The sequence below is a fragment of the Tsukamurella sp. USMM236 genome, from assembly GCF_037148755.1.
Taxonomy (GTDB): domain Bacteria; phylum Actinomycetota; class Actinomycetes; order Mycobacteriales; family Mycobacteriaceae; genus Tsukamurella.
Window position 1 is genome coordinate 256873 of the sequence record NZ_JBBCSS010000002.1, and the last position, 20023, is coordinate 276895.

The 20023-nt window shown below is 71.2% G+C and carries 17 protein-coding genes; 5 read left to right on the forward strand and 12 right to left on the reverse strand.

Going from position 1 to position 20023, the window contains the following annotated elements:
• Position 1: 1 nt before the first annotated feature.
• The 5 genes from WFK95_RS07100 to WFK95_RS07120 all read right to left on the reverse strand — a co-directional run bounded on the left by WFK95_RS07100 (position 2) and on the right by WFK95_RS07120 (position 7300).
• Complete coding sequence (locus WFK95_RS07100; protein WP_336670287.1) at positions 2-460, reverse strand: nitroreductase family deazaflavin-dependent oxidoreductase; 459 nt, start codon at positions 458-460, stop codon at positions 2-4.
• 4 nt (positions 461-464) lie between these two features.
• Complete coding sequence (dop, locus tag WFK95_RS07105) at positions 465-1955, reverse strand: depupylase/deamidase Dop (protein WP_336670288.1); 1491 nt, start codon at positions 1953-1955, stop codon at positions 465-467.
• Between the two features lie 62 nt (positions 1956-2017).
• A complete protein-coding gene (locus WFK95_RS07110) occupies positions 2018-4642 on the reverse strand; it encodes an ATP-binding cassette domain-containing protein (protein WP_336670289.1) in 2625 nt (874 codons plus the stop codon).
• A 69-nt stretch (positions 4643-4711) separates the two neighbouring features.
• Positions 4712-6364, reverse strand: coding sequence for a proteasome ATPase (arc, locus tag WFK95_RS07115; RefSeq protein ID WP_336670711.1), 1653 nt, complete (start codon positions 6362-6364; stop codon positions 4712-4714).
• A 108-nt stretch (positions 6365-6472) separates the two neighbouring features.
• Entirely contained in the window at positions 6473-7300 is an 828-nt protein-coding gene (locus WFK95_RS07120; RefSeq protein ID WP_146432116.1) for a tRNA (adenine-N1)-methyltransferase, read from the reverse strand.
• Between the two features lie 64 nt (positions 7301-7364).
• Here WFK95_RS07120 and WFK95_RS07125 point away from each other — a divergent pair, with 64 nt between their 5' ends.
• Positions 7365-8195: a thioesterase family protein gene (locus WFK95_RS07125; RefSeq protein ID WP_336670290.1), complete on the forward strand. Its 831-nt coding sequence runs from the start codon at positions 7365-7367 to the stop codon at positions 8193-8195.
• A 28-nt stretch (positions 8196-8223) separates the two neighbouring features.
• Here WFK95_RS07125 and hisG read toward each other — a convergent pair whose 3' ends face one another.
• Both hisG and WFK95_RS07135 read right to left on the reverse strand, forming a co-directional pair.
• Positions 8224-9069 (reverse strand): ATP phosphoribosyltransferase, encoded by an 846-nt coding sequence (gene hisG / locus WFK95_RS07130; protein ID WP_336670291.1) that lies wholly within the window; start codon positions 9067-9069, stop codon positions 8224-8226.
• Positions 9070-9102: 33 nt separating this feature from the next.
• Entirely contained in the window at positions 9103-9366 is a 264-nt protein-coding gene (locus WFK95_RS07135; protein WP_068535820.1) for a phosphoribosyl-ATP diphosphatase, read from the reverse strand.
• 162 nt (positions 9367-9528) lie between these two features.
• Here WFK95_RS07135 and WFK95_RS07140 point away from each other — a divergent pair, with 162 nt between their 5' ends.
• Together WFK95_RS07140 and WFK95_RS07145 are read left to right on the forward strand one after the other, a co-directional pair.
• The gene (locus WFK95_RS07140) at positions 9529-11301 is read left to right on the forward strand and encodes an alpha/beta hydrolase (RefSeq protein ID WP_443081542.1); all 1773 of its coding nucleotides are present in this window, start codon (positions 9529-9531) and stop codon (positions 11299-11301) included.
• 102 nt (positions 11302-11403) lie between these two features.
• The gene (locus WFK95_RS07145) at positions 11404-11802 is read left to right on the forward strand and encodes a hypothetical protein (protein ID WP_224651286.1); all 399 of its coding nucleotides are present in this window, start codon (positions 11404-11406) and stop codon (positions 11800-11802) included.
• Here WFK95_RS07145 and WFK95_RS07150 read toward each other — a convergent pair.
• Complete coding sequence (locus tag WFK95_RS07150) at positions 11789-12451, reverse strand: HAD family hydrolase (RefSeq protein WP_224651285.1); 663 nt, start codon at positions 12449-12451, stop codon at positions 11789-11791. The genes WFK95_RS07145 and WFK95_RS07150 overlap by 14 nt on opposite strands.
• A gap of 84 nt (positions 12452-12535) precedes the next feature.
• Between WFK95_RS07150 and WFK95_RS07155 the strand changes: the two genes are divergently transcribed.
• Positions 12536-14248: a bifunctional metallophosphatase/5'-nucleotidase gene (locus WFK95_RS07155; RefSeq protein WP_336670293.1), complete on the forward strand. Its 1713-nt coding sequence runs from the start codon at positions 12536-12538 to the stop codon at positions 14246-14248.
• Here the strand turns inward: WFK95_RS07155 and WFK95_RS07160 are convergent.
• A complete protein-coding gene (locus WFK95_RS07160) occupies positions 14235-15110 on the reverse strand; it encodes a DUF2268 domain-containing protein (protein WP_224651283.1) in 876 nt (291 codons plus the stop codon). The two genes, WFK95_RS07155 and WFK95_RS07160, sit on opposite strands and share 14 nt — an antisense overlap.
• A gap of 77 nt (positions 15111-15187) precedes the next feature.
• On the opposite strand from WFK95_RS07160, the gene WFK95_RS07165 reads away from it, so the two are divergent.
• A complete protein-coding gene (locus tag WFK95_RS07165; RefSeq protein WP_336670294.1) occupies positions 15188-15727 on the forward strand; it encodes a Uma2 family endonuclease in 540 nt (179 codons plus the stop codon).
• A 19-nt stretch (positions 15728-15746) separates the two neighbouring features.
• Here WFK95_RS07165 and WFK95_RS07170 read toward each other — a convergent pair whose 3' ends face one another.
• Genes WFK95_RS07170 through metH form a run of 3 tightly spaced genes read right to left on the reverse strand, consistent with a single transcriptional unit; the run spans position 15747 to position 20000 of the window.
• Positions 15747-15929, reverse strand: coding sequence for a hypothetical protein (locus WFK95_RS07170; RefSeq protein ID WP_224651279.1), 183 nt, complete (start codon positions 15927-15929; stop codon positions 15747-15749).
• Positions 15926-16354: an SAM-dependent methyltransferase gene (locus tag WFK95_RS07175; RefSeq protein ID WP_336670295.1), complete on the reverse strand. Its 429-nt coding sequence runs from the start codon at positions 16352-16354 to the stop codon at positions 15926-15928. The genes WFK95_RS07170 and WFK95_RS07175 overlap by 4 nt, the downstream gene beginning before the upstream one ends.
• A gap of 40 nt (positions 16355-16394) precedes the next feature.
• Entirely contained in the window at positions 16395-20000 is a 3606-nt protein-coding gene (gene metH, locus WFK95_RS07180; protein WP_336670296.1) for a methionine synthase, read from the reverse strand.
• Between the last annotated feature and the right edge of the window lie 23 nt (positions 20001-20023).

The following is a 20023-nucleotide window of genomic DNA, read 5'->3' on the forward strand; positions in this document are numbered from 1 at the left end:
GTCAGGCGGGGCGGAGGCGGACCACCGGGATCGGGCGCGACGTCTTGCGCTGGTAGGCGGCGTAGCGGCCGCCGTTGTTGGCATCTGCGAGGTCCCAGAGCCGCTGGTAATCGGCGTCGCCGGGCCTGAGCGCCTCCACAGCGGCCGGGAAGCGGTCGGTGCCGACTTGCACGTCGACGGTGCCGGCCTTGACCATGTTGTGGAACCAGGCCGGGTTGCGGGGCGCGCCGCCCATGGAGGCGACCACGACGTAGTCGTCGCCGTCGCGCACGTAGGTCAGGACCGTGGTGCGGGGCTCGCCCGACTTGGCCCCGACGGTGCGCACGATCAGGCTGGGCACACCGAAGAGCAGCTTGTGCCCGATGCGACCGCCGGAGCGCACGTACAGCTCGCCGTGCGCCTTGAGCACCTCCGGGAAGGCCTTGGCGTAGAGCTTGCCCACTTCGCGACCGATGTCCATGGCCCTAGCCTCGCAGAGAATCGACGAGCTCGCGCGCGGTGGCGGCCTCCTCGAGCAGCCGGCCGACGTGCTCCTTGGTGCCGCGCAACGGTTCCAGGGTGGGGATCCGGACCAGCGACTCGGCGCCGATGTCGAAGATGACCGAATCCCAGCTGGCGGCGGCGATCTCGGTGCCGAAGCGGCGCATGCACTCGCCGCGGAAGTAGGCGCGGGTGGACTCCGGCGGGGAGGTGACGGCGTCCATCACCTGCTGCTCGGTCACCAGGCGCTTCATCGAGCCGCGGGCGACGAGCCGGTTGTACAGGCCCTTGTCGAGCCGTACGTCGGAGTACTGCAGGTCCACGAGCTGCAGTTTCGACGCCGCCCAGCCCAGTCCCTCGCGCTGCCGGATGCCCTCGAGCAGGCGCAGCTTGGCCGGCCAGTCGAGCTCGTCCGCGAGCCGCAGCGGGTCGTCGGCAAGGGTGTCGAGCACCCGCACCCAGGTGGCATGCACGTCCAGCGCGCGGGCGTCGTCCGAGCCCTCGAGGAACCGGCCCACCCGGTCGGCGTACTCGCGCTGCACGTCGATGGCCGTCATCGTTCGGCCGTCGGCGAGCTCGAGCGGCGCGGTGAGCGAGAGATCGCGCGAGACCTGGTGCACCGCGGTCACCGGCGCGGCGAGCTGCAGGTCCGAGAGGTCGACGCCGGCTTCGATCAGGTCCAGGACCAGCGCCGACGTACCCACCTTGAGGTACGTGGAGGTCTCGGCGAGGTTGGCGTCGCCGATGATCACGTGCAGCCGGCGGTACTTGTCCGGGTCGGCGTGCGGCTCGTCGCGGGTGTTGATGATGCCGCGCTTGAGGGTGGTCTCCAGCCCCACCTCGACCTCGATGTAGTCGGCGCGCTGCGAGAGCTGGAAGCCCGGCTCGTCGCCGCTGGCGCCGATGCCGACGCGGCCGCTGCCGCAGAAGACCTGCCGGGTCACGAAGAAGGGGGTCAGGCCGGTGACGATCGACGCGAAGGGGGTCTCGCGCCGGCACAGGTAGTTCTCGTGCGTGCCGTACGAGGCGCCCTTGCCGTCGATGTTGTTCTTGTACAGCTGCAGCGCCGGGGCGCCGGGCACCGTCGAGGCGTAGCGGGCCGCGGCGTCCATGACCCGCTCCCCCGCCTTGTCCCAGATCACCGCGTCGAGCGGGTCGGTGACCTCGGGAGCGGAGTACTCCGGGTGCGCGTGGTCGACGTACAGCCGCGCGCCGTTGGTGAGGATCATGTTCGCCGCGCCGATCTCGTCGGCGTCGATGATCGGCGCCGGGCCGCCGCGGCCGAGGTCGAAGCCGCGGGCGTCGCGCAGGGGCGACTCCAGGTCGTAGTCCCACCGGGTGCGCTTGGCGCGCGGCACCGCAGCGGCCGCCGCGTAGGCGAGCACGGCCTGGGTGGACGTGAGGATCGGATTGGCGGTGGGATCCTTCGGCGCGGAGATCCCGTACTCGACCTCGGTCCCGATGATGCGCTGCATGCCGCCCAGCCTATCGGTGCTGCTCCCGCCCGCTCCCGGCGGCGGCGACCGTCACCGGTCCGTCAGGCCGATTGCCGCCCGATCCGCCAGCGCGTCGCGGTCCACAGCACGACCGCCATCAGCGCGAGCACGCCGATCGAGATGCCCCATTGCATGGGCGTCGAGTCCCACAGCGGGTCGATCGCCTGCATCGTCGGCCGCCCGGAGACCGCGTCGATCTGCTTCTGCAGCTCGACGGTGGACGCGCTCGACGCGAAGCCCCAGCGCGACGGGAACAGCCAGGAGATCTGCTCCAGACCCACGCGATCGTGCAGCGTGAACAGGCCGCCGCTCATCACCAGCTGCACCATGACGACCACCACGAGCATCGGCATCACCTGCTCGCTGGACCTGGCCAGCGCGGAGATCAGCAGGCCCACCAGCGTGGACACGCACGCGAGGACCGCGATGTCGATCACTAACTCGACGGGAGCGCTGGCCAGCACCGATCCCTGCGCCGTCGACTGCTTCACCCCGAGGATCACGATCGCCATCATCATGACCGCCTGGATGGTGGCCGCGACGAAGTAGACCAGCGTCTTCGCGGACAGATACGCGCCCGGTCCGAGTCCGACGGCGCGTTCGCGCTGGTAGATCGCGCGCTCGCCGACCAGGTCGCGCGAGGTCAGCGCGGCACCCATGAAGCAGGCGCCCACGACCAGCAGCACGAGGATCATCTTCGCGCCGCTGTAGCCGTCCGGGAGCGAGTACGGCGAGGCCAGGCCGTCGTCCGCGGGCACGAGCAACGTGATCCCGCCGAGCACCAGCGGCAGCAACAGCAGGAAGATCAGGTAGGCGCGGTCGGCGAGGATCAGCCGGACCTGGCGGCGCGCGATCACCGAGAGCTGCTTGCGCACGGAGGTCTTCCGCGCCTTCGTCGGAGCCGGCGGCGCCCCGGTGGGCGCGGGCGGCGGCGGTGCGGGGTGCGCGGACCGGTACCGCTGCCAGGCCACGTCGGGCTGCTTGGCGGCGAAGTCGAAGATCTCGGCCCAGTCGCTCGTGCCCATCGCGGCCTTCACGCCCTTCGGCGAGCCGCAGTACGCGGTCTTGCCGCCGGGCGCGAGCAGGAGCACCTGGTCGCACATGTCGATGTGGGTGAGCGAGTGGGTCACGACGATCACCACGCGGCCCGCGTCGGCGAGCCGGCGCAGGGTCTGCATGACCTGCCGGTCCAGCGCCGGGTCCAGGCCCGAGGTGGGCTCGTCGAGGATGAGCAGCGACGGGCCGGTGAGCAGCTCCATGGCGACGGACGCGCGCTTGCGCTGGCCGCCGGAGAGCTTGTCCACGCGGGTCTGCTTGTGCTCGGTGAGCTGCAGCTCGGCGAGCACGCCGTCGATCACCTGGTCCCGGTCGGCCTTCGACATGTCCGGCGGCAGGCGCAGCTCGGCGGCGAACCGCAGGGCCTGCAGCACGGTGAGCTGGCGGTGCAGCACGTCGTCCTGCGGCACCATGCCGATGCGGGAGCGGAGCGCATCGAAGTCGCGGTGCACGTCGCGGCCCTCGAACTCGACCCGGCCCGCGGTGGGGGTGACGGCGCCGGAGACGACCCGGGACACCGTCGACTTGCCGGCGCCCGACGGGCCGATCACGGCCGTCAACGTGCCCGGGGCGGCACGGAAGTCGACGCCGTGCAGCAGCGTCTTGTTGCCGTCCACGGTCAGGGTGATGCCCTGCACCGCCAGGCCGGCGCCCGCGAACTCCTGGGCCTTCGGGCGTTCGAGCCGCCCCTGTTCGACGATGAGGTCGGAGTTGCCGACCGTGACCAGGTCGCCGTCGCGCAGGGCGGTGGGGCCGGCGATGCGGCGGCCGTTGACCTGCGTGCCGTTCGCCGAGCCCAGGTCCTCGATGACCAGGCCCTGCGGGCCGGTGAGCAGGCGGGCGTGGCGGCGCGAGACCAGCATGTCGCCGATCGCGATGTCGTTGTCCGGCGTGCGGCCGATGGTCATCTGTCCGGTGCCGACGGGCCGCGCGGGCATCTTCGCCACCTGGTACAGGCCGGTGTTGCCGGCCATTGCGCGCAGGTGCGGCGCGACGTCGCCCGTCGGGCGCGGCGGGACCGGGGCCTGCTGGGCCGGGATCGGGGCCGACGGTGCCTGCTGGCGCGGGGGCAGCTGCATCGGGCGCGACGGGGGGGCCGGAGTCGCGGGCGGCCCCTGCACGGGGCTCGGGTTCGACGGCATGCCGCCGGCCGCGGGCGGCGAGAAACCGCCGGTCGCGGGCGGCGGGGGCGTGCGGGGAACGGGGTTCGACGGTGCGCGGCGCGCCGCCGGGAGCTGCTGGACCGGCTGCTGCGCGGCGGCGGGCGGCGGAGTGCGGGGCGGCGGCGGGGGCGGGGTGTTCGAGCGCGCGGCCGCCGAGAACGTGACCGGGGCGCCGGTCCGCGGGTCGCCGAACATCAGCTGCTGGCTGCCGTTGAGGGCGATGGTGGGCCGGCGGACGCCGCCCACGAAAACGCCGTTCGTGCTGCGGTCGGTGAGGATCCACCCCGTCGGCCCCGCGGACGCCACGGCGTGCGTCCGCGAGACCAACGGGTGGTTGATCGTCACGTCCGATTCGAGGGTGCGCCCGAAGGTCACCGTCTTACCGGGGGCGAAGGTCAGCGTCTGCCCGTCCACAGTGACGGTGAGAACCGCGGTATCCGTACTCATCACGGAGCATTCTATTCAGATGCCGCTTGCCCTGGGCTTATGCCGCGCTTGTTGTGCGACTGCAGCGCCCTACAGGTACTGGCCGGTGTTGTTCTCCGTGTCGATCGCCCGCGAGGCGCTGGAGTTCTTGCCGGTCACCAGCGTGCGGATGTAGACGATCCGCTCGCCCTTCTTGCCCGAGATCCGCGCCCAGTCGTCCGGGTTCGTGGTGTTGGGCAGGTCCTCGTTCTCGGCGAACTCGTCGACGATGGACTCCAGCAGGTGGGTGATCCGCAGGCCGGGCTGCCCGGTCTCCAGGAAACCCTTGATGGCATGCTTCTTCGCCCGGTCCACGACGTTCTGGATCATCGCACCCGAGTTGAAGTCCTTGAAGTACATGACCTCCTTGTCGCCGTTGGCGTAGGTCACCTCCAGGAACCGGTTGTCGTCGGTCTCCGCGTACATCCGCTCGACCACGCGCTCGATCATCGCCTTCACGCACGCCTCGCGATCGCCGCCGAACTCGGCGAGATCCTCCTCGTGGATCGGCAGCCCCGGGGTCAGGTACTTCGAGAAGATGTCGATCGCGCCCTCGGCGTCGGGCCGCTCGATCTTGATCTTCACGTCAAGGCGGCCGGGCCGCAGGATCGCGGGGTCGATCATGTCCTCGCGGTTGGACGCGCCGATCACGATGACGTTCTCGAGGCCCTCGACGCCGTCGATCTCCGACAGCAGCTGCGGCACGACGGTGGTCTCCACGTCCGAGCTGACGCCCGAGCCGCGGGTGCGGAAGATCGAGTCCATCTCGTCGAAGAAGACGATGACGGGCGTGCCCTCGGACGCCTTCTCGCGGGCCCGCTGGAAGATCAGGCGGATGTGCCGCTCGGTCTCGCCGACGAACTTGTTGAGCAGCTCGGGGCCCTTGATGTTGAGGAAGTAGGACTTGACCTCGCGCGAGTCGTCGCCGCGGACCTCCGCGATCTTCTTCGCCAGCGAGTTCGCCACGGCCTTCGCGATGAGCGTCTTGCCGTTGCCGGGCGGGCCGTACAGCAGCACGCCCTTGGGCGGTCGCAGCGAGTAGTCCTTGAACAGGTCCTTGTGCAGGAATGGCAGCTCGACGGCGTCGCGGATGAGCTCGATCTGCCGGCCCAAGCCGCCGATGTCCGAGTAGTCCACGTCTGGGACCTCCTCGAGCACCAGGTCCTCGACCTCGGCCTTGGGGATGCGCTCGAAGGCGTAGCCGGCCTTGGTGTCGACCAGCAGCGAGTCGCCCACGCGGAGCTTGCGCAGCGGCAGGCCGAACTCGTCCAGACCGGGATCCTCGGAGGCCTGCAGCGCCAGCGGCGCGGCCAGGCGCACCACGCGCTCCTCGTCGGCATGGCCGACGACCAGGGCGCGGGTCCCGTCGTCGAGGATCTCGCGGAGCGTGGAGATCTCGCCCACGGTCTCGTACTCGCCCGCCTCGACCACGGTCAGCGCCTCGTTGAGGCGGACCGTCTGGCCCGTGCGGAAGGTCGGGACGTCCAGATTCGGGGAGCACGTGAGCCGCATCTTGCGCCCGGAGGTGAAGACGTCCACGGTGTCGTCCTCGTAGGTGCCCAGGAGCACGCCGTAACCCGACGGGGGCTGCCCCAGTCGCTCGACCTCCTCGCGGAGCGTGAGCAGCTGATTGCGGGCGTCGCGCAGCGTCTCGAGCAGCTTCGCGTTGCGGGTGGTGAGCGCGTCGACGCGCTCGCGCAGCACGGCCGCGGACGTGGCCTGCGGGGCGGACGAGTCCGCCGGCGCGGCCGAGGGACGGGTCGGATCCGGTTCCGTCACGAGTGAACTCCCTTTCCGTGGGGTCTTCTCACGCTACCCCTTGTTGGACCGCCGCTGCGGACGCGGCGCGACCGTGCCGTCGGCCAGGCGCCGGCAGGTGATGAGGAACGCGGTGTGCCCCTGCATCCGGTGCGAGGGCCGCACGGCGAGGCCGACGACGTGCCACTCGCGCACCAGGGCCTCCCAGGACCGCGGCTCCGTCCAGATGGCCTGCTCGCGCATGGCTTCGACGACCTTCGACAGCTGCGTGGTGGTGGCGACGTAGACGGTGAGGACGCCGCCCGGCACCAGGGCCTTACCGACCGCGTCGAGGACGTCCCACGGCGCGAGCATGTCGAGCACCACCCGGTCCACCTGCGGGCCGTCGTACTCGGCGAGGTCGCCGAGCTGCAGGTGCCAGTTCTCGGGGCGGCCGCCGAAGAACTCCTCGACGTTCTTCGCCGCGTACTCGGCGTGGTCCTCGCGGACCTCCCACGACGTCACGGAGCCCTCGGGGCCGACGGCGCGGAGCAGCGAGCAGGTCAGCGCGCCGGAGCCGGCGCCGGCCTCGAGCACCCGCGCGCCCGGGAAGATGTCGCCCTCGGCCACGATCTGCGCGGCGTCCTTGGGGTAGATGACCTGCGCGCCGCGCGGCATGGACAGCACGTAGTCGGTGAGCAGGGGGCGCAGCGCGAGGTACGGGGTGCCGTTGACGGCCTTGACCACGCTGCCCTCGGGGGCGCCGATCAGCTCGTCGTGCCGGATGCCGCCCTTGTGCGTGTGGAACTCCTTGCCCGCCTCCAGGTGGACGGTGAACTTCCGGCCCTTCGCGTCCGTCAGCTGTACTCGGTCGCCCACCACGAAGGGTCCACTGTTCGCCATGGTGGAACATCATCCCAGCCACCCCGGTCGCGGGGCGAATCCGACCTGTCGGTAGGACTGGTACATGGCCGATAGTGCGTTCTTCCACCCCGCCGGGACCCTCGACGCCGACGGGTTCGAGTACGAGGTCTTCGACCCGACGCCGTCCACCGCCAGCGTGTGGGCCGACACCATGCAGCACGGCGCGCCGCCCGCGGCGATCATGGTGCGCGCCATGGAGAAGTTCGTCGGCGACGGCGCCCGGATCTCCCGCGTGACGATCGACCTGCTCGGCGTCGTGCCGATCACCCGCACCCGGGTGCGGGCCTGGGTCGCGCGGCCCGGCCGCACGATCTCGCTCATCGCCGCGGAGATGGACTGCGTCGACGGTGCCGGGGAGTACCGGACCGTCGCACGGGCGCAGGCCTGGGCGCTCGCCGCGTCCGACACCACCGCGATCGCCCGCGACCTCTCCCCCGCTCTGCCTCCGGCCGGCGCCTCGCAGGGCGTCATGCCCGGCTTCTTCAAGCACCTGAAGGACCAGGGCTTCCTGGCCGCGTGCGACTGGAAGTTCGTCGACGGCCCCGATGGGCCGGACGGCGTCAAGCAGTGCTGGATCCGGGCGAAGATGCCGCTCGTCGCCGGCGAGGAGCCCTCGCCCCTGGTGCAGGTCTTCTCGGTGGTCGATGCCGCGAACGGCATCTCCGCCTACCTCGATCCCACCGCCGTGACCTGGATGAACATGGACATGACGGTGCATTTCCACCGGTCTCCACGGCCCGTCGACGGTTGGGTCGGCCTGCTCGGCGACCAGCTGGTCGGTAACGAGGGCATCGGCACCACGGTCTCCCGCCTCTACGACGGTGCCGGGGCCTTCGCCGTCGGCGCGCAGACGCTCCTCGTCGCCGCCCGCTGACGGCGGGGCCGCGGCGCGGCGGCCGGCGTCAGAACCGGCAGCTGCGGATGTCCGTCATCAGGATCGCCTTGGCGCCGAGCTCCGCGAGGTCGTCCATGACGTCGTTGGCCTCCTTGCGGAGCACCATGGCGCGCACCGCGACCCACTTGTCGTCGGCCATGGGCGCCACCGTCGGCGACTCCAGGCCGGGCGTGACGGCGATGGCACCGTCGAGCAGCGTGCGCGGGCAGTCGTAGTCGAGCATCACGTACTGGCGGCCGAAGACGACGCCCTTGAGCCGCGCCGTGAGTTGATCGCGGGAGCGGTCCGATTCGAGGCCGACGCGCTCGATGAGCACGCCCTCCGAATCGCAGAGCGAGTCGCCGAAGGCCACCAGGTTGTTCTGGCGCAGCGATCGGCCCGACTCCACGACATCGGCGATGAGATCCGCCACGCCCAGCTGGATGGAGATCTCCACCGCGCCGTCGAGGCGGATCACCTCGGCGTCGAGGCCCCGGGCGGCGAGGTCGCGGCGCACCAGGTTGGGGTACGACGTGGCGACCCGCTTGCCGCCCAGGTCGGCGACGGTCCACTCCTGACCGGCGGGGCCGGCGTAACGGAAGGTGGAGCGGCCGAAGCCGAGCGCGAGGCGCTCGGTGAACTCGGCACCCGAGTCCAGCGCGAGATCGCGGCCGGTGATGCCCATGTCCAGCTCGCCCGAGCCGACGTACAGGGCGATGTCCTTGGGGCGGAGGAAGAAGAACTCCACCTCGTTGGCGTTGTCGAGGACCGTGAGGTCCTTCGCATCGGAGCGGCGGCGGTAGCCCGCCTCGCTGAGGATGGCGGCGGCGGCCTCGGAGAGCGCGCCCTTGTTCGGTACGGCGACCCGCAACATGTTTCTTGAGATCCTTCGGGAAAGGGAGTCGGGCTACAGGTAGGAGTAGACGTCGTCGAGCGTCAGGCCGCGCTTGACCAGCAGCACCTGCAGCCAGTACAGCAGCTGCGAGGCCTCCTCGGCGAGGTCCTCGTCGCTCTGATGCTCCGCGGCGATCCACACCTCGCCCGCCTCCTCGAGCACCTTCTTGCCCAGGAAATGGATACCGCGGTCCAGCGCCTCGACGGTCCCGCTCCCGGCGGGCCGCTCCTCGGCCTTGGCGGCCAACTCCGCGAACAGCGTCTCCATGGTCTTCACGGAGGTCATTGTCCCACGCGAACTAGAGTGGTCCGTGTGGAGGGCAGCGCGACCGACGAGGCGGCACCGTCGGCCCCGGGTACGGACGGGCCCGGCACCCCGCCCGCGAAGGGCGCCACCCAGTACCGGTACACCCGTGCGCTGATCCGCGCGCGGCTCCGGGTGGTGCGCGCCGCGCGGGACCCCGACCGTTTCCTTCGCGAGAACTACGACGAGTTCGCCGCCCGCCACCCCCTGTTGGCCTGGGCGTGGAGCCTGCTGCACCTCGACTTCGCCGGGCTGTTCGTCGGCGGCCTGTTCCTGATGAGCAGCCTGACGGTGTCGCTGCTCCCCCGATCGTGGTTCTTCCAGGGCATCGTCTCCGGGATCAACGCGGTGATCGGCTACGCGATCGGCGTGTTCCTCAAGTGGGTGATCGTCGACCTGCTGGTGCGGGCGCACCCGATCCGCGACGATCCGCGGCGCGCCCGGTTCGTGCCCGTCTGGCGGGCGATGATCGTGCTCGGCGTCCTCGTCGGCGGCCTGGCGATGATGGTCGCCGCGAAGCGCTGGCAGGACGACGTCCGCGCGCTCATGGACATGCCGCCGGGCTCGAACCTCTGGTACGTGCTGACGCCCGTCGTCGCCTTCCTGGTGTCCGCGGCGCTGATCTCGACCTTCCGCGTGCTGCGCGATCTCGGGCTGTTCCTGGCCCGCCGCGCCAACCGGTACCTGCGCGTGCCGCAGCCCGCGGCCAAGGTACTCGGCTTCGGGCTGGTCGTGGTCCTCGTGGTCTTCACGGTCAACGACGTGGGCTTCCGCGCCTTCACCGCGACCGCGAACACCCTCGCCTCCTCGACCAACGACCAGGAACTGGCCGAGTTCCCCCAGCCGTCGGAGGCCTGGCGGTCGGGCTCCGAGGGCTCCGCCGCGCAGTGGTCGGGGCTCGGGAACGAGGGCCGCAAGTTCGTCTCCGGCGGGCTCCGGGCCGCCGAGATCGCCCGGTTCACCACCCGGCCGGTCACCGAGCCGGTGCGCGTTTACGTGGGGCTGGAGAATGCCGACACGCCCGAGGACCGGATCGCGCTGCTGCACCGTGAGCTCGCCCGCACCGGAGCCCTCGATCGTGGCCACGTCGTGGTGGTGCCGACCACCGGGTCCGGCTGGGTGAATCCGACCGCCGCGCGCGCCGTCGAGCTCATGTACGACGGGGACGTCGCCCTGGTCGCGATGCAGTACTCGTACCTGCCCAGCTGGATCTCCTTCGTCACCGACGGCGAGGCCTCGCTGCAGTCCGGGAAGCGGCTCATCGACGCGGTCGTCGCCGACGTGCGCGCCCGGCCCGTCCCGGCGCGCCCCAAGCTCCTCGTGATGGGCGAGAGTCTCGGCTCCCGGGCCGGCGAGGGCGCCTTCGCCGGGCTGCCCGACATCCGCGACAAGGTCGACGGGGTCGTCTGGCTCGGCCCGCCGCTGGCCAACCCGATCCACTCGGCGATCACCGACCGCCGCGACCTCGGCACGCCCGAGGTGCTGCCGACGTACACGGACGGGCTGATCGTGCGGTTCACCGACGGGCAGCGGCCGCTGACGGGCGACGGCGGCAGTGGGGGCGTCGAGTGGCTCGGGCCGCACATCGTCTACGTCCAGCACCCGTCGGATCCCGTGGTCTGGTGGTCTCCGGACCTGATGCTGCGTCAACCGGACTGGCTCCGCGAGCCGCCCGGCCGCGACCGCAGTCCGGCGATGGCCTGGTACCCGTTCGTCACGTTCTGGCAGGTCTCCGCGGACCTCGCGAACGCCGCCGGGGTGCCGGACGGGCACGGGCACAACTACGGGACCGCGATGGTCGACGCCTTCGCCGCCGTCCTGCCGCCCGCCGGCTGGACGCCCGCCGACACCGAGCGGGTCCGCATGGCCGTCATGGCCAGCGCCGCCATCGACGGCGCGGAGAAGTAACAGTCGGCCCGTCGTCGCGGGACCTAACGAAAACCGTGATGCCCAACACCTTCGGGGCCTCTCAGCGAGCGCGCGACGGCCGTCGCGGCTAGCTTCCTGGAAATGAACCCACGTTGGTCAGCGATGTGCACGCTGCTCCTGCTTCCCATCGCGGGATGCGCGGCGGCGAACGACGATCCGGCCGCGAGCGAGGTGAGCTTCTCCGCCGTCGCGGGCACCTCCTCGGCGTCCGCGGCTGCACCCGCCGGCACCGTCGAACTGGCGGCCTCGGGCACGGTCTGCGGCTCCGTCGCCACCGCGCAGGACGACGCGCAGGTCGTGATCCGCAGCGGGTCGGCGAACTGCGTCCGGGTGCTGCGGGCGGCGCGGGCCTACGCCGCCGCCGCGGCGCACGCGGACGGTCAGCCCGTCACCCTTGAGACGGGCGGGTGGCGATGCGCCCCGACGGCGGAGACGCCGGCCGTCTGTCGCGCCGGCGACGCCTCGTTCAGCGTCGGCTGAGCGGCGCGAAGTCGGCCAGCCCGGCGCCCGACAGCGTGCCGAGGTGGCGGGCACCGTCGAGCACCGGCTCGGGTCCGACGGTGAGGACGGTGCACCCCGCGGCGAGGGCGGACCGCGAGCCGGTCGGCGAGTCCTCGACGGCGACGCAGTCCGCCGCGGGGAAGCCTGCGAGCTCGGCGCCGCGCAGGTAGGGATCTGGGGCCGGCTTGGGGCTGGGTACCTCGTCGCCGCAGACGGTGGCGACGAACCGGTCGCGGCCGAGGGTGCCGAGCGCGTGCTCGGTGACCTCGCGGATCGTGTTGGTGACCAGGACCAGCGGGACGTCCGCCGCGGCCAGCAGGTCCAGCGTCTCCCGGGCGCCGGGCTGCCACGGGATGCCGCCGTCGAAGAGCTCGACCACGCGGTTCGACACCCACCGCTCCGCGCCGGCGTAGTCGCGGTCCGCCTCCGGGACCTGCGCGAAGTCGAAGAGCTTGCGCAGCGCGTCCGCGGTGGCGTTGCCGAGCGTCGACTCCCGCGCCTCCGGCGTGATCTCCATGCCCAGGTCGCGGGTGAACTCGGCGACGGCGATGTCCCAGAGCTTCTCGGAGTCGAGGAGGGTGCCGTCCATGTCGAACAGGACCGCGGCGGGCAGCGACGGAGAGGTCATGCCGCCCACCCTAGGTCGGCGCGCGCACGGGGTGTTAATTCATTCGTCACCCGAACGATGGCTGCCTGTGTTCGAATTCCTGACATGCGCAATCGCAGGCTGCACACCGCCCTGGCCCTGACGGCGACCGCCGCGCTCCTCGCGAGCTGCGGCACCTCCGGGAACGACGCGGCGCCGTCGTCCTCGGGCGCCGCCCCGTCGACCGCGAAGGCGAGTTTCACCGTGCCCGGCGTCGATGATCTGCCGGCCGCGAACCCGGACCAGGTGCACCTGCTGGCGTTCAACGACTTCCACGGCAACCTGCAGCCGCCGACCGGGTCGACCGGGAAGATCGGCGGCAAGGAGGCCGGCGGCGCCGCGTACTTCGCCACCGCCCTGCAGCGGCTCAAGAAGCAGTACCCGAACACTCTCACGGTCGCGGCGGGCGACCTGGTGAGCGCCAGCCCGCTGGTCTCGGCGCTGTTCCGCGACGAGCCGACGATCAAGTTCCTGAACTCGGTGGGCCTGCAGGCGAGCTCGGTGGGCAACCACGAGTTCGACCACGGCACGATCGAACTGGAGCGGCTGCAGAAGGGCGGCTGCGCGCCCCAGGGCTGCGAGCCCGGCGAGCCCTTCACCGGCGCGGCCTATCAGTACCTCGCCGCGAACGTCACCAACGAGCAGGGGCAGCTGCCGCCCGGCACCGTCCCGTGGAAGATGTTCGAGGTCGGCGGGAAGAAGATCGCCGTGATCGGCACCGTCACCCCGGAGACCGCGACCATCGTCGCGCCGGAGGGCGTGCGCGGCTACAGCTTCGGCGACGAGGCCGACGCCATCAACAAGTACGTGCCCGAGATCAAAGCCGCCGGCGCGCAGGCCATCGTCGCGACCATGCACGACGGTGGCGCGCAGAAGGGCTCCGGCGAGCAGGACCCGAACGCCTGCCAGGACGTCTCCGCGCCCGTGCCCGACCTCGCCAAGCGGATCGATCCGGCGGTGACCTCCCTGGTCACCGCGCACTCGCACCAGGCCTACAACTGCTCCATCGACGGGCGCACCGTCACCCAGGCGGCGTCGTACGGCCGCCTCATCACCGACATCACGCTCGACTTCAGCGGCCCCGCGGCCAAGGCGACGGCCGTGAACCGCGTCGTGAGCCGGGACCTCCCCGCCGACGCCGCGACGCAGCGCCTCGTCGAGTACTACGAGAAGGAGGCCAAGCCGCGCGCCGACCGGGTGATCGGCAGGATCCCCACCGAGCTCAAGCGGGAGGCCTTCCCCGGCGGCGACTCGCCGCTCGGCGACGTGATCGCCGACGCGATGCTCTTCACCACCCGCCCGCCGAACGACGCGGCCGGGCAGATCGCCCTCATGAACCCGGGCGGCGTCCGCGCCGACCTCAAGGGCGGCGACGTGACCTACGGTGCGGCGTACACGGTGCAGCCCTTCGGCAATCAGGTGGTCACCGTCTCGCTCACCGGCCAGCAGATCATCGACCTGCTCGAGCAGCAGTGGCAGAACCCCGCGAAGACGACGATCCTGGCACCGTCGGGCATCACCTACAGCTACGACCCGAACGGCGCGCCGAACCGGAAGGTGGTGCGCGAGAGCGTCAAGGTCGGCGACCAGCCGCTGAACCCCGTAGCGAAGTACCGGGTGACCACGAACAACTTCCTCGCCGCGGGCGGCGACGGCTTCAGCGTGTTCACCCAGTCGACCGAGCTCGCCGTCGGCGGCATCGACCTCGACGCGCTGGAGAAGTACCTGCAGGCCACCCCGGACCTGCAGGTGCCCACAAGCCGGGTCACGAAGCTGTAGCGATGATCTCGCGCGCGTCCGCGTGCACGGCCTCGCTCGCGGTGCGGCCCGTCGCAGCCAGGTAGGCGTCGACGAGGCGGTTGCCCACCGCGTAGCCCGCGCCCGTCGGCACGCCGATCGGTTTCGCGCCGAACCGGCCGGCGATGGCGTCGCCGAGGACCCACGAGGCGAAGTTCTGCATACCGGTGACGCCGAGGTTGTCGACGACGGTGGCGTAGAGCGCGTCGTCGTGCCGGTGCGGGACGCCGATCCGCGCGGGGCCCAGCTCCTCGCCGTACAGCTCGCGGGCCAGGGCGTCCGCCAGGCCCTCCGAGACGATCTGCTCCCCGACGGTGACCGTCGCCGGGTCCCAGACGACGCCGCCGGGCGCGTACCGCACGTTGTGGTCGAACTCGTGGACAGCCATGGCCTCCAGCCGATCCAGGTTCTCCGGCGACGGCCAGACGTTGAGGTACAGGTAGCCGGTGACGCTGCCGTTCGCGGTGAGGCCGAGCGCCTCGTCGAGGTAGATGCGATCCGACGGGTCGCCGACGATCAGCAGGACCGTGACCTCCGGCAGGTCGACGCGGCGCAGGGCGTCCGCGAGCCGGTCGGCGGCATGGCGGAGCGCCCGCTCGATCCGGCCCCACGCGTCCGCGGCGCGGAGCCGCTCGACCGCGTCGAGGCAGGCGGCGGTATCGCGGTCGAGCGGGAATCCGGACGACGCGGCGTGCATCGCGACCAGGTCGACGGGGCCCGGGAAGTACCGGTACATGCCCGCGGCGGGCCGCCACATCTCCTCCAGCAGCGCCGCGCGCTCCGGCTCGGGCGCGCACAGGATCTCGCGCATCGCGGTGTAGGTGTCCAGGACGGTGATCTTCATGTCCGCGACGCTAGGGCCTCCCGTGACGGGAGGGGCAAGCCGTTCCGCGTGTCGGATGTTCGCAGTAGCATCGGGCCATGACCGCCGCATCCGATCCCGCGTTGCTCACGCTGGAGGACTGGTTCGCCTTGGGGGAGGACGAATCGCTGCGGCGCGCCGAACTGTGCCGGGGGGTACTGGAGGTGTCACCGAGTCCGAGTCCGAGGCTCGCGCACGCGCGGGCGATCCGCCGCCTCGCCAATACGATCGAGGCGCAGCTGCCTGCGGGCTTCGACGTCTACGACGAGGTCGACGTGGTCCTGCAGCGCACGCCCGCGACGGTGCGCCAGCCCGACGTGATCGTTCTCGCGTCCGGTGCGCCCGAACCGCTCACCGCGGCCGACGTACTCCTTGCCGTCGAGATCCTGTCGCCCGGGTCCCGGCGCACCGACCGTGTGATCAAGCGCGCCGAGTACGCCGCCGCCGGGATCCGGCACTATTGGATCGTCGACCTCGACGGCCCATCCGCCGAAGTGCTCACGCTGGTCGACGGCGCGTACGAGGGCCCGACCGTGGCCGACCGCATCGCGGTCGACGGACTCCTCCCCCTCGTCGTCGATCTGTCCGCGCTGCGCTGACGTCCCATCTCCGTCGTCGTCAGGCGTCGTCCAGGCCGAGGTCCGAGGACACCTGCTTCACAGCTTCGAGAGCGCCCGCGATGGAGTCGGCCCAGGACGCCGCGATCTGCAGGCCGGCGGCGTCGTCGAGTCGCCAGAACCACGCGCCTTCGTCGCCGGGCTCGCCGGCCTGCAGGTGCAGGCGGTAGTCGTCCACGCTCACCCGGGCACGTCCAGCTCGCGCAGCGGCGTACCGCCGTCGATGAACAGGCGACCGGTGGGCACCAGGGCGTCGGCGATCCGGCGCAGCGCGATCTCGCCCTCCCGCGGGTGCCGGCCGTCGAGGCAGCCCACCCGCACCGCGAAGGCGAGGTCGAAGGGCTCCTCGCCCGGCAGGAGGGCGAGGTCCTCGACGGCGCACCGTCGGACCGTCAGGCGACCGGCGGCGATCTGCTCCGCGCACCCCGCCTCGGCCTGCCGAATCGCGGCGGCGGACCGATCGATCGCGAGGACGTGGCCCCCCGGAACGCGGTCGGCGACGGCGCGCGCGGCCACGCCGGGGCCGCAGCCGATCTCGAGCACGCGCAGCCCGGGAGCGAGGGGCAGCGCGGCGACGATGCCTGCGAGCCGCGCGGATATCTCGGCCATCACCGCCTCCTCAGGACGTCGGCTCCGCGGTGCGGACCGCCTACGTGTTGAAGTACTTCGCCTCGGGGTGGGTGAGGACGAAGGCGTCGGTGGACTGCTCCGGGTGCAGCTGCAGCTCCTCCGACAACTCGACGCCGATGCGCTCGGGCTGCAGCAGGTCGACCATCTTCGCGCGGTCCTCGAGGTCCGGGCAGGCGCCGTAGCCGAAGCTGTAGCGCGCGCCGAGGTACTTGAGGTCGAAGAAGTCGGTGACGGCCGACGGGTCCGTGTCCGCGACCTTCCGGCCACCGGGCAGGATCAGCTCCTGCCGGACCCGCTGGTGCCAGCGCTCCGCGAGCGCCTCGGTGAGCTGCACGCCGATGCCGTGCAGCTCGAGGTAGTCGCGGTAGCTGTTGGCGGCGAACAGCTCGTTCGCGGCGTCCGCGATCGGCTGCCCCATGGTGACCAGCTGGAAGGGCAGCACGTCGACCTCGCCGCGGGCGATGGCCGTCTCGCGGTCGCGGATGAAGTCCGAGATCGCGAGGAAACGGCCGCGCTGCTGTCGCGGGAACTCGAACGAGTACCGCACGGGCGCATCGGGTTCCGGGGACTCGAGCACGTCGATGACGTTGCCGTGGCTCACCGCGGGGAAGTAGCCGTAGACCACGGCGGCGTGGTCGAGGATCTTCTCCGACTTGAGCTTGTCGAGCCAGTAGCGCAGCCGCGGCTTGCCCTCGGTCTCCACGAGCTCCTCGTACGACGGGCCCTCGCCCTTGCGGGCGCCGCGCAGGCCCCACTGGCCGAAGAACAGGGCGCGCTCGTCGAGCAGGGAGGCGTACTCGCTGATCGCGATGCCCTTGACGACGCGGGTGCCCCAGAACGGCGGGGTGGCCACGTCGAAGTCCAGCGCGACGTCGGAGCGGTCCGGCACCACGACCGGCGCCGCCTCGGCCTTGCGCTTCTCGGCGATGCGGCGGCTGCGGGCGTGCCGCTCCTTGCGCTCGCGGGCCTTCTCCGCGGCCGCCAGGGCCTCGGGGCTGTCGGGGTCGGGGCCGTCGCCGCGCTTGAGCGCCATGATGTCGTCCATGAGGCGCAGGCCCTCGAAGGCGTCGCGGGCGTAGCTGACCTCGCCGGCGTAGACCTCGGCGAGGTCGTTCTCGACGTAGGCGCGGGTGAGGGCGGCGCCGCCGAGCAGCACGGGGTACTTCTCCCCCAGGCCGCGGGTGTTGAGCTCCTCGAGGTTCTCCTTCATCACCACGGTGGACTTCACGAGCAGGCCGGACATGCCGATGACGTCGGCGTGCTTGTCCTCGGCGGCCTCGACGATGGCGGCGATCGGCTGCTTGATGCCGATGTTGACCACCTCGTAGCCGTTGTTGGACAGGATGATGTCCACGAGGTTCTTGCCGATGTCGTGCACGTCGCCCTTGACGGTCGCCAGCACGATGCGGCCCTTGCCGGCGTCGTCCTCGGACTTCTCCATGTGCGGCTCGAGGTAGGCCACCGCGGCCTTCATCACCTCGGCGGACTGCAGCACGAAGGGCAGCTGCATCTGGCCGGAGCCGAACAGCTCGCCCACCGTCTTCATGCCGCTGAGCAGCGTGTCGTTGATGATCTTCAGCGGAGGCACCGTCGTCATGGCCTCATCGAGGTCGGCGTCCAGGCCCTCGCGCTCGCCGTCGACGATGCGCCGCTCCAGCCGCTCGAACAGCGGTAGCTTCGCGAGCTCCTGCGCGCGGGACTCGCGCGCACCGGCCGCCGAGACGCCCTCGAACAGCTCCATCAGCTTCGACAGGGGGTTGTAGTCGGCGTCCCCGCCCGACTGCAGTCCGTCGGCGCCGCGGCGGTCGTAGACCAGGTCCAGGGCGGTCTCGCGCTGCACGTCCTCGATCTTGCTCATCGGCAGGATCTTCGACGCGTGCAGGATGGCGGAATCGAGCCCCGCCTCGGTCAGCTCGTGCAGGAACACCGAGTTCAGCACCTGCCGCGCGGCCGGGTTCAACCCGAACGAGACGTTCGACAGGCCGACGGTGAAGTGCAGGCTCGGGTACTTCGCGTGCAGGATCTTCACGGCCTCGATGGTCTCGAGCGCGTCGCGCCGGACCTCCTCCTGGCCGGTCGAGATGGGGAACACCAGCGGGTCGATGATGATGTCGTCGAGGCTCAGGCCCCAGTTCTCGGTGAGGTCGGCGATGAGCCGCTCGGCGATCCGCACCTTCCACTCGGCGGTGCGGGCCTGGCCCTCCTCGTCGATGGTCAGCGCCACGACGGCCGCGCCGTGCGCCTTGACCTGCTCCATGATCTTGACGAAGCGCGACTCGGGTCCGTCGCCGTCCTCGTAGTTGACCGAGTTGACGGCGCACCGTCCGCCGAGGTGCTCGAGCCCGGCCTTGATGACCTCGGGCTCGGTGGAGTCGATCATCACGGGCAGCGTCGACGCGGTCGCCAGGCGGGCGGCCAGTGCCGCCATGTCCAGCGCACCGTCGCGCCCCACGTAGTCGACGTTGAGGTCCAGCATGTGGGCGCCGTCGCGGATCTGGTCCTTGGCGATGTCGACGCACTTGTCGTGGTCCCCCGCGAGCATCGCGTCGCGGAAGGCCTTGGAGCCGTTCGAGTTCGTACGCTCGGCGATCATCAGGATCGACGCGTCCTGCGCGAAGGGCACGGACGTGTACAGCGAGCTGATCGCGCTCTCGGTCTCCGGGACGCGCTGCAGGCGCTCGGTGGCCCGCACCGCCTCGGCGACCTGGCGGATGTGCTCGGGGGTGGTGCCGCAGCAGCCGCCCACGAAGCTCAGGCCGAACTCGGACACGAAGCCCGACAGGGCGACCGCCAGCTCCTCGGGCGTGAGCGGGTACTCGGCGCCGTTCTTGCCGAGCACCGGCAGGCCGGCGTTCGGCATCACGGACACGGGGATGGTCGAGTGCCGCGACAGGTGCCGCAGGTGCTCGCTCATCTCCGCCGGGCCGGTGGCGCAGTTCAGGCCGATCATGTCGATGCCCAGGGGCTCCAGGGCCGTCAGCGCGGCGCCGATCTCCGAGCCGAGCAGCATCGTGCCGGTGGTCTCCACCGTGACGTGCACGATGACGGGGATGCGCCGGCCGAGCTCGTCCATCGCGTCCTGGCAGCCCAGGACCGCGGCCTTCGACTGCAGGATGTCCTGGCAGGTCTCGATGAGGAAGGCGTCCGCGCCGCCGTCGAGCATGCCGCGCGCGGCCTCGGCGTAGGCGTCGCGGATCACGGCGAACGACGTGTGGCCCAGCGTTGGCAGCTTGGTGCCGGGGCCCATGGAGGCCAGGACGAACCGGGGCGTGCCGTCCGCGGCGAACTCGTCGGCCACCTTCCGGGCGATCGCGGTGCCCTTCTCCGACAGCTCCCGGATGCGGTCGGCGATGTCGTAGTCGCCGAGGTTGCTCAGGTTGCAGCCGAAGGTGTTGGTCTCCACCGCGTCGGCGCCGGCGGCGAAGTAGGCGCGGTGGATCTCCTCCAGCACGTCCGGCCGGGTGTCGTTGAGGATCTCGTTGCAGCCCTCCAGTCCCAGGAAATCGTCCAGGGTCAGGTCCGCTGCCTGCAACATCGTGCCCATCGCACCGTCGCCTATGAGAACACGGCTCGAGGCCGCCTCCAGGAAACTCGACTGCAGCGGCTGCTGATGCGTACGGGTCATAGTCCCAGGGTAGTGGGTGCGGG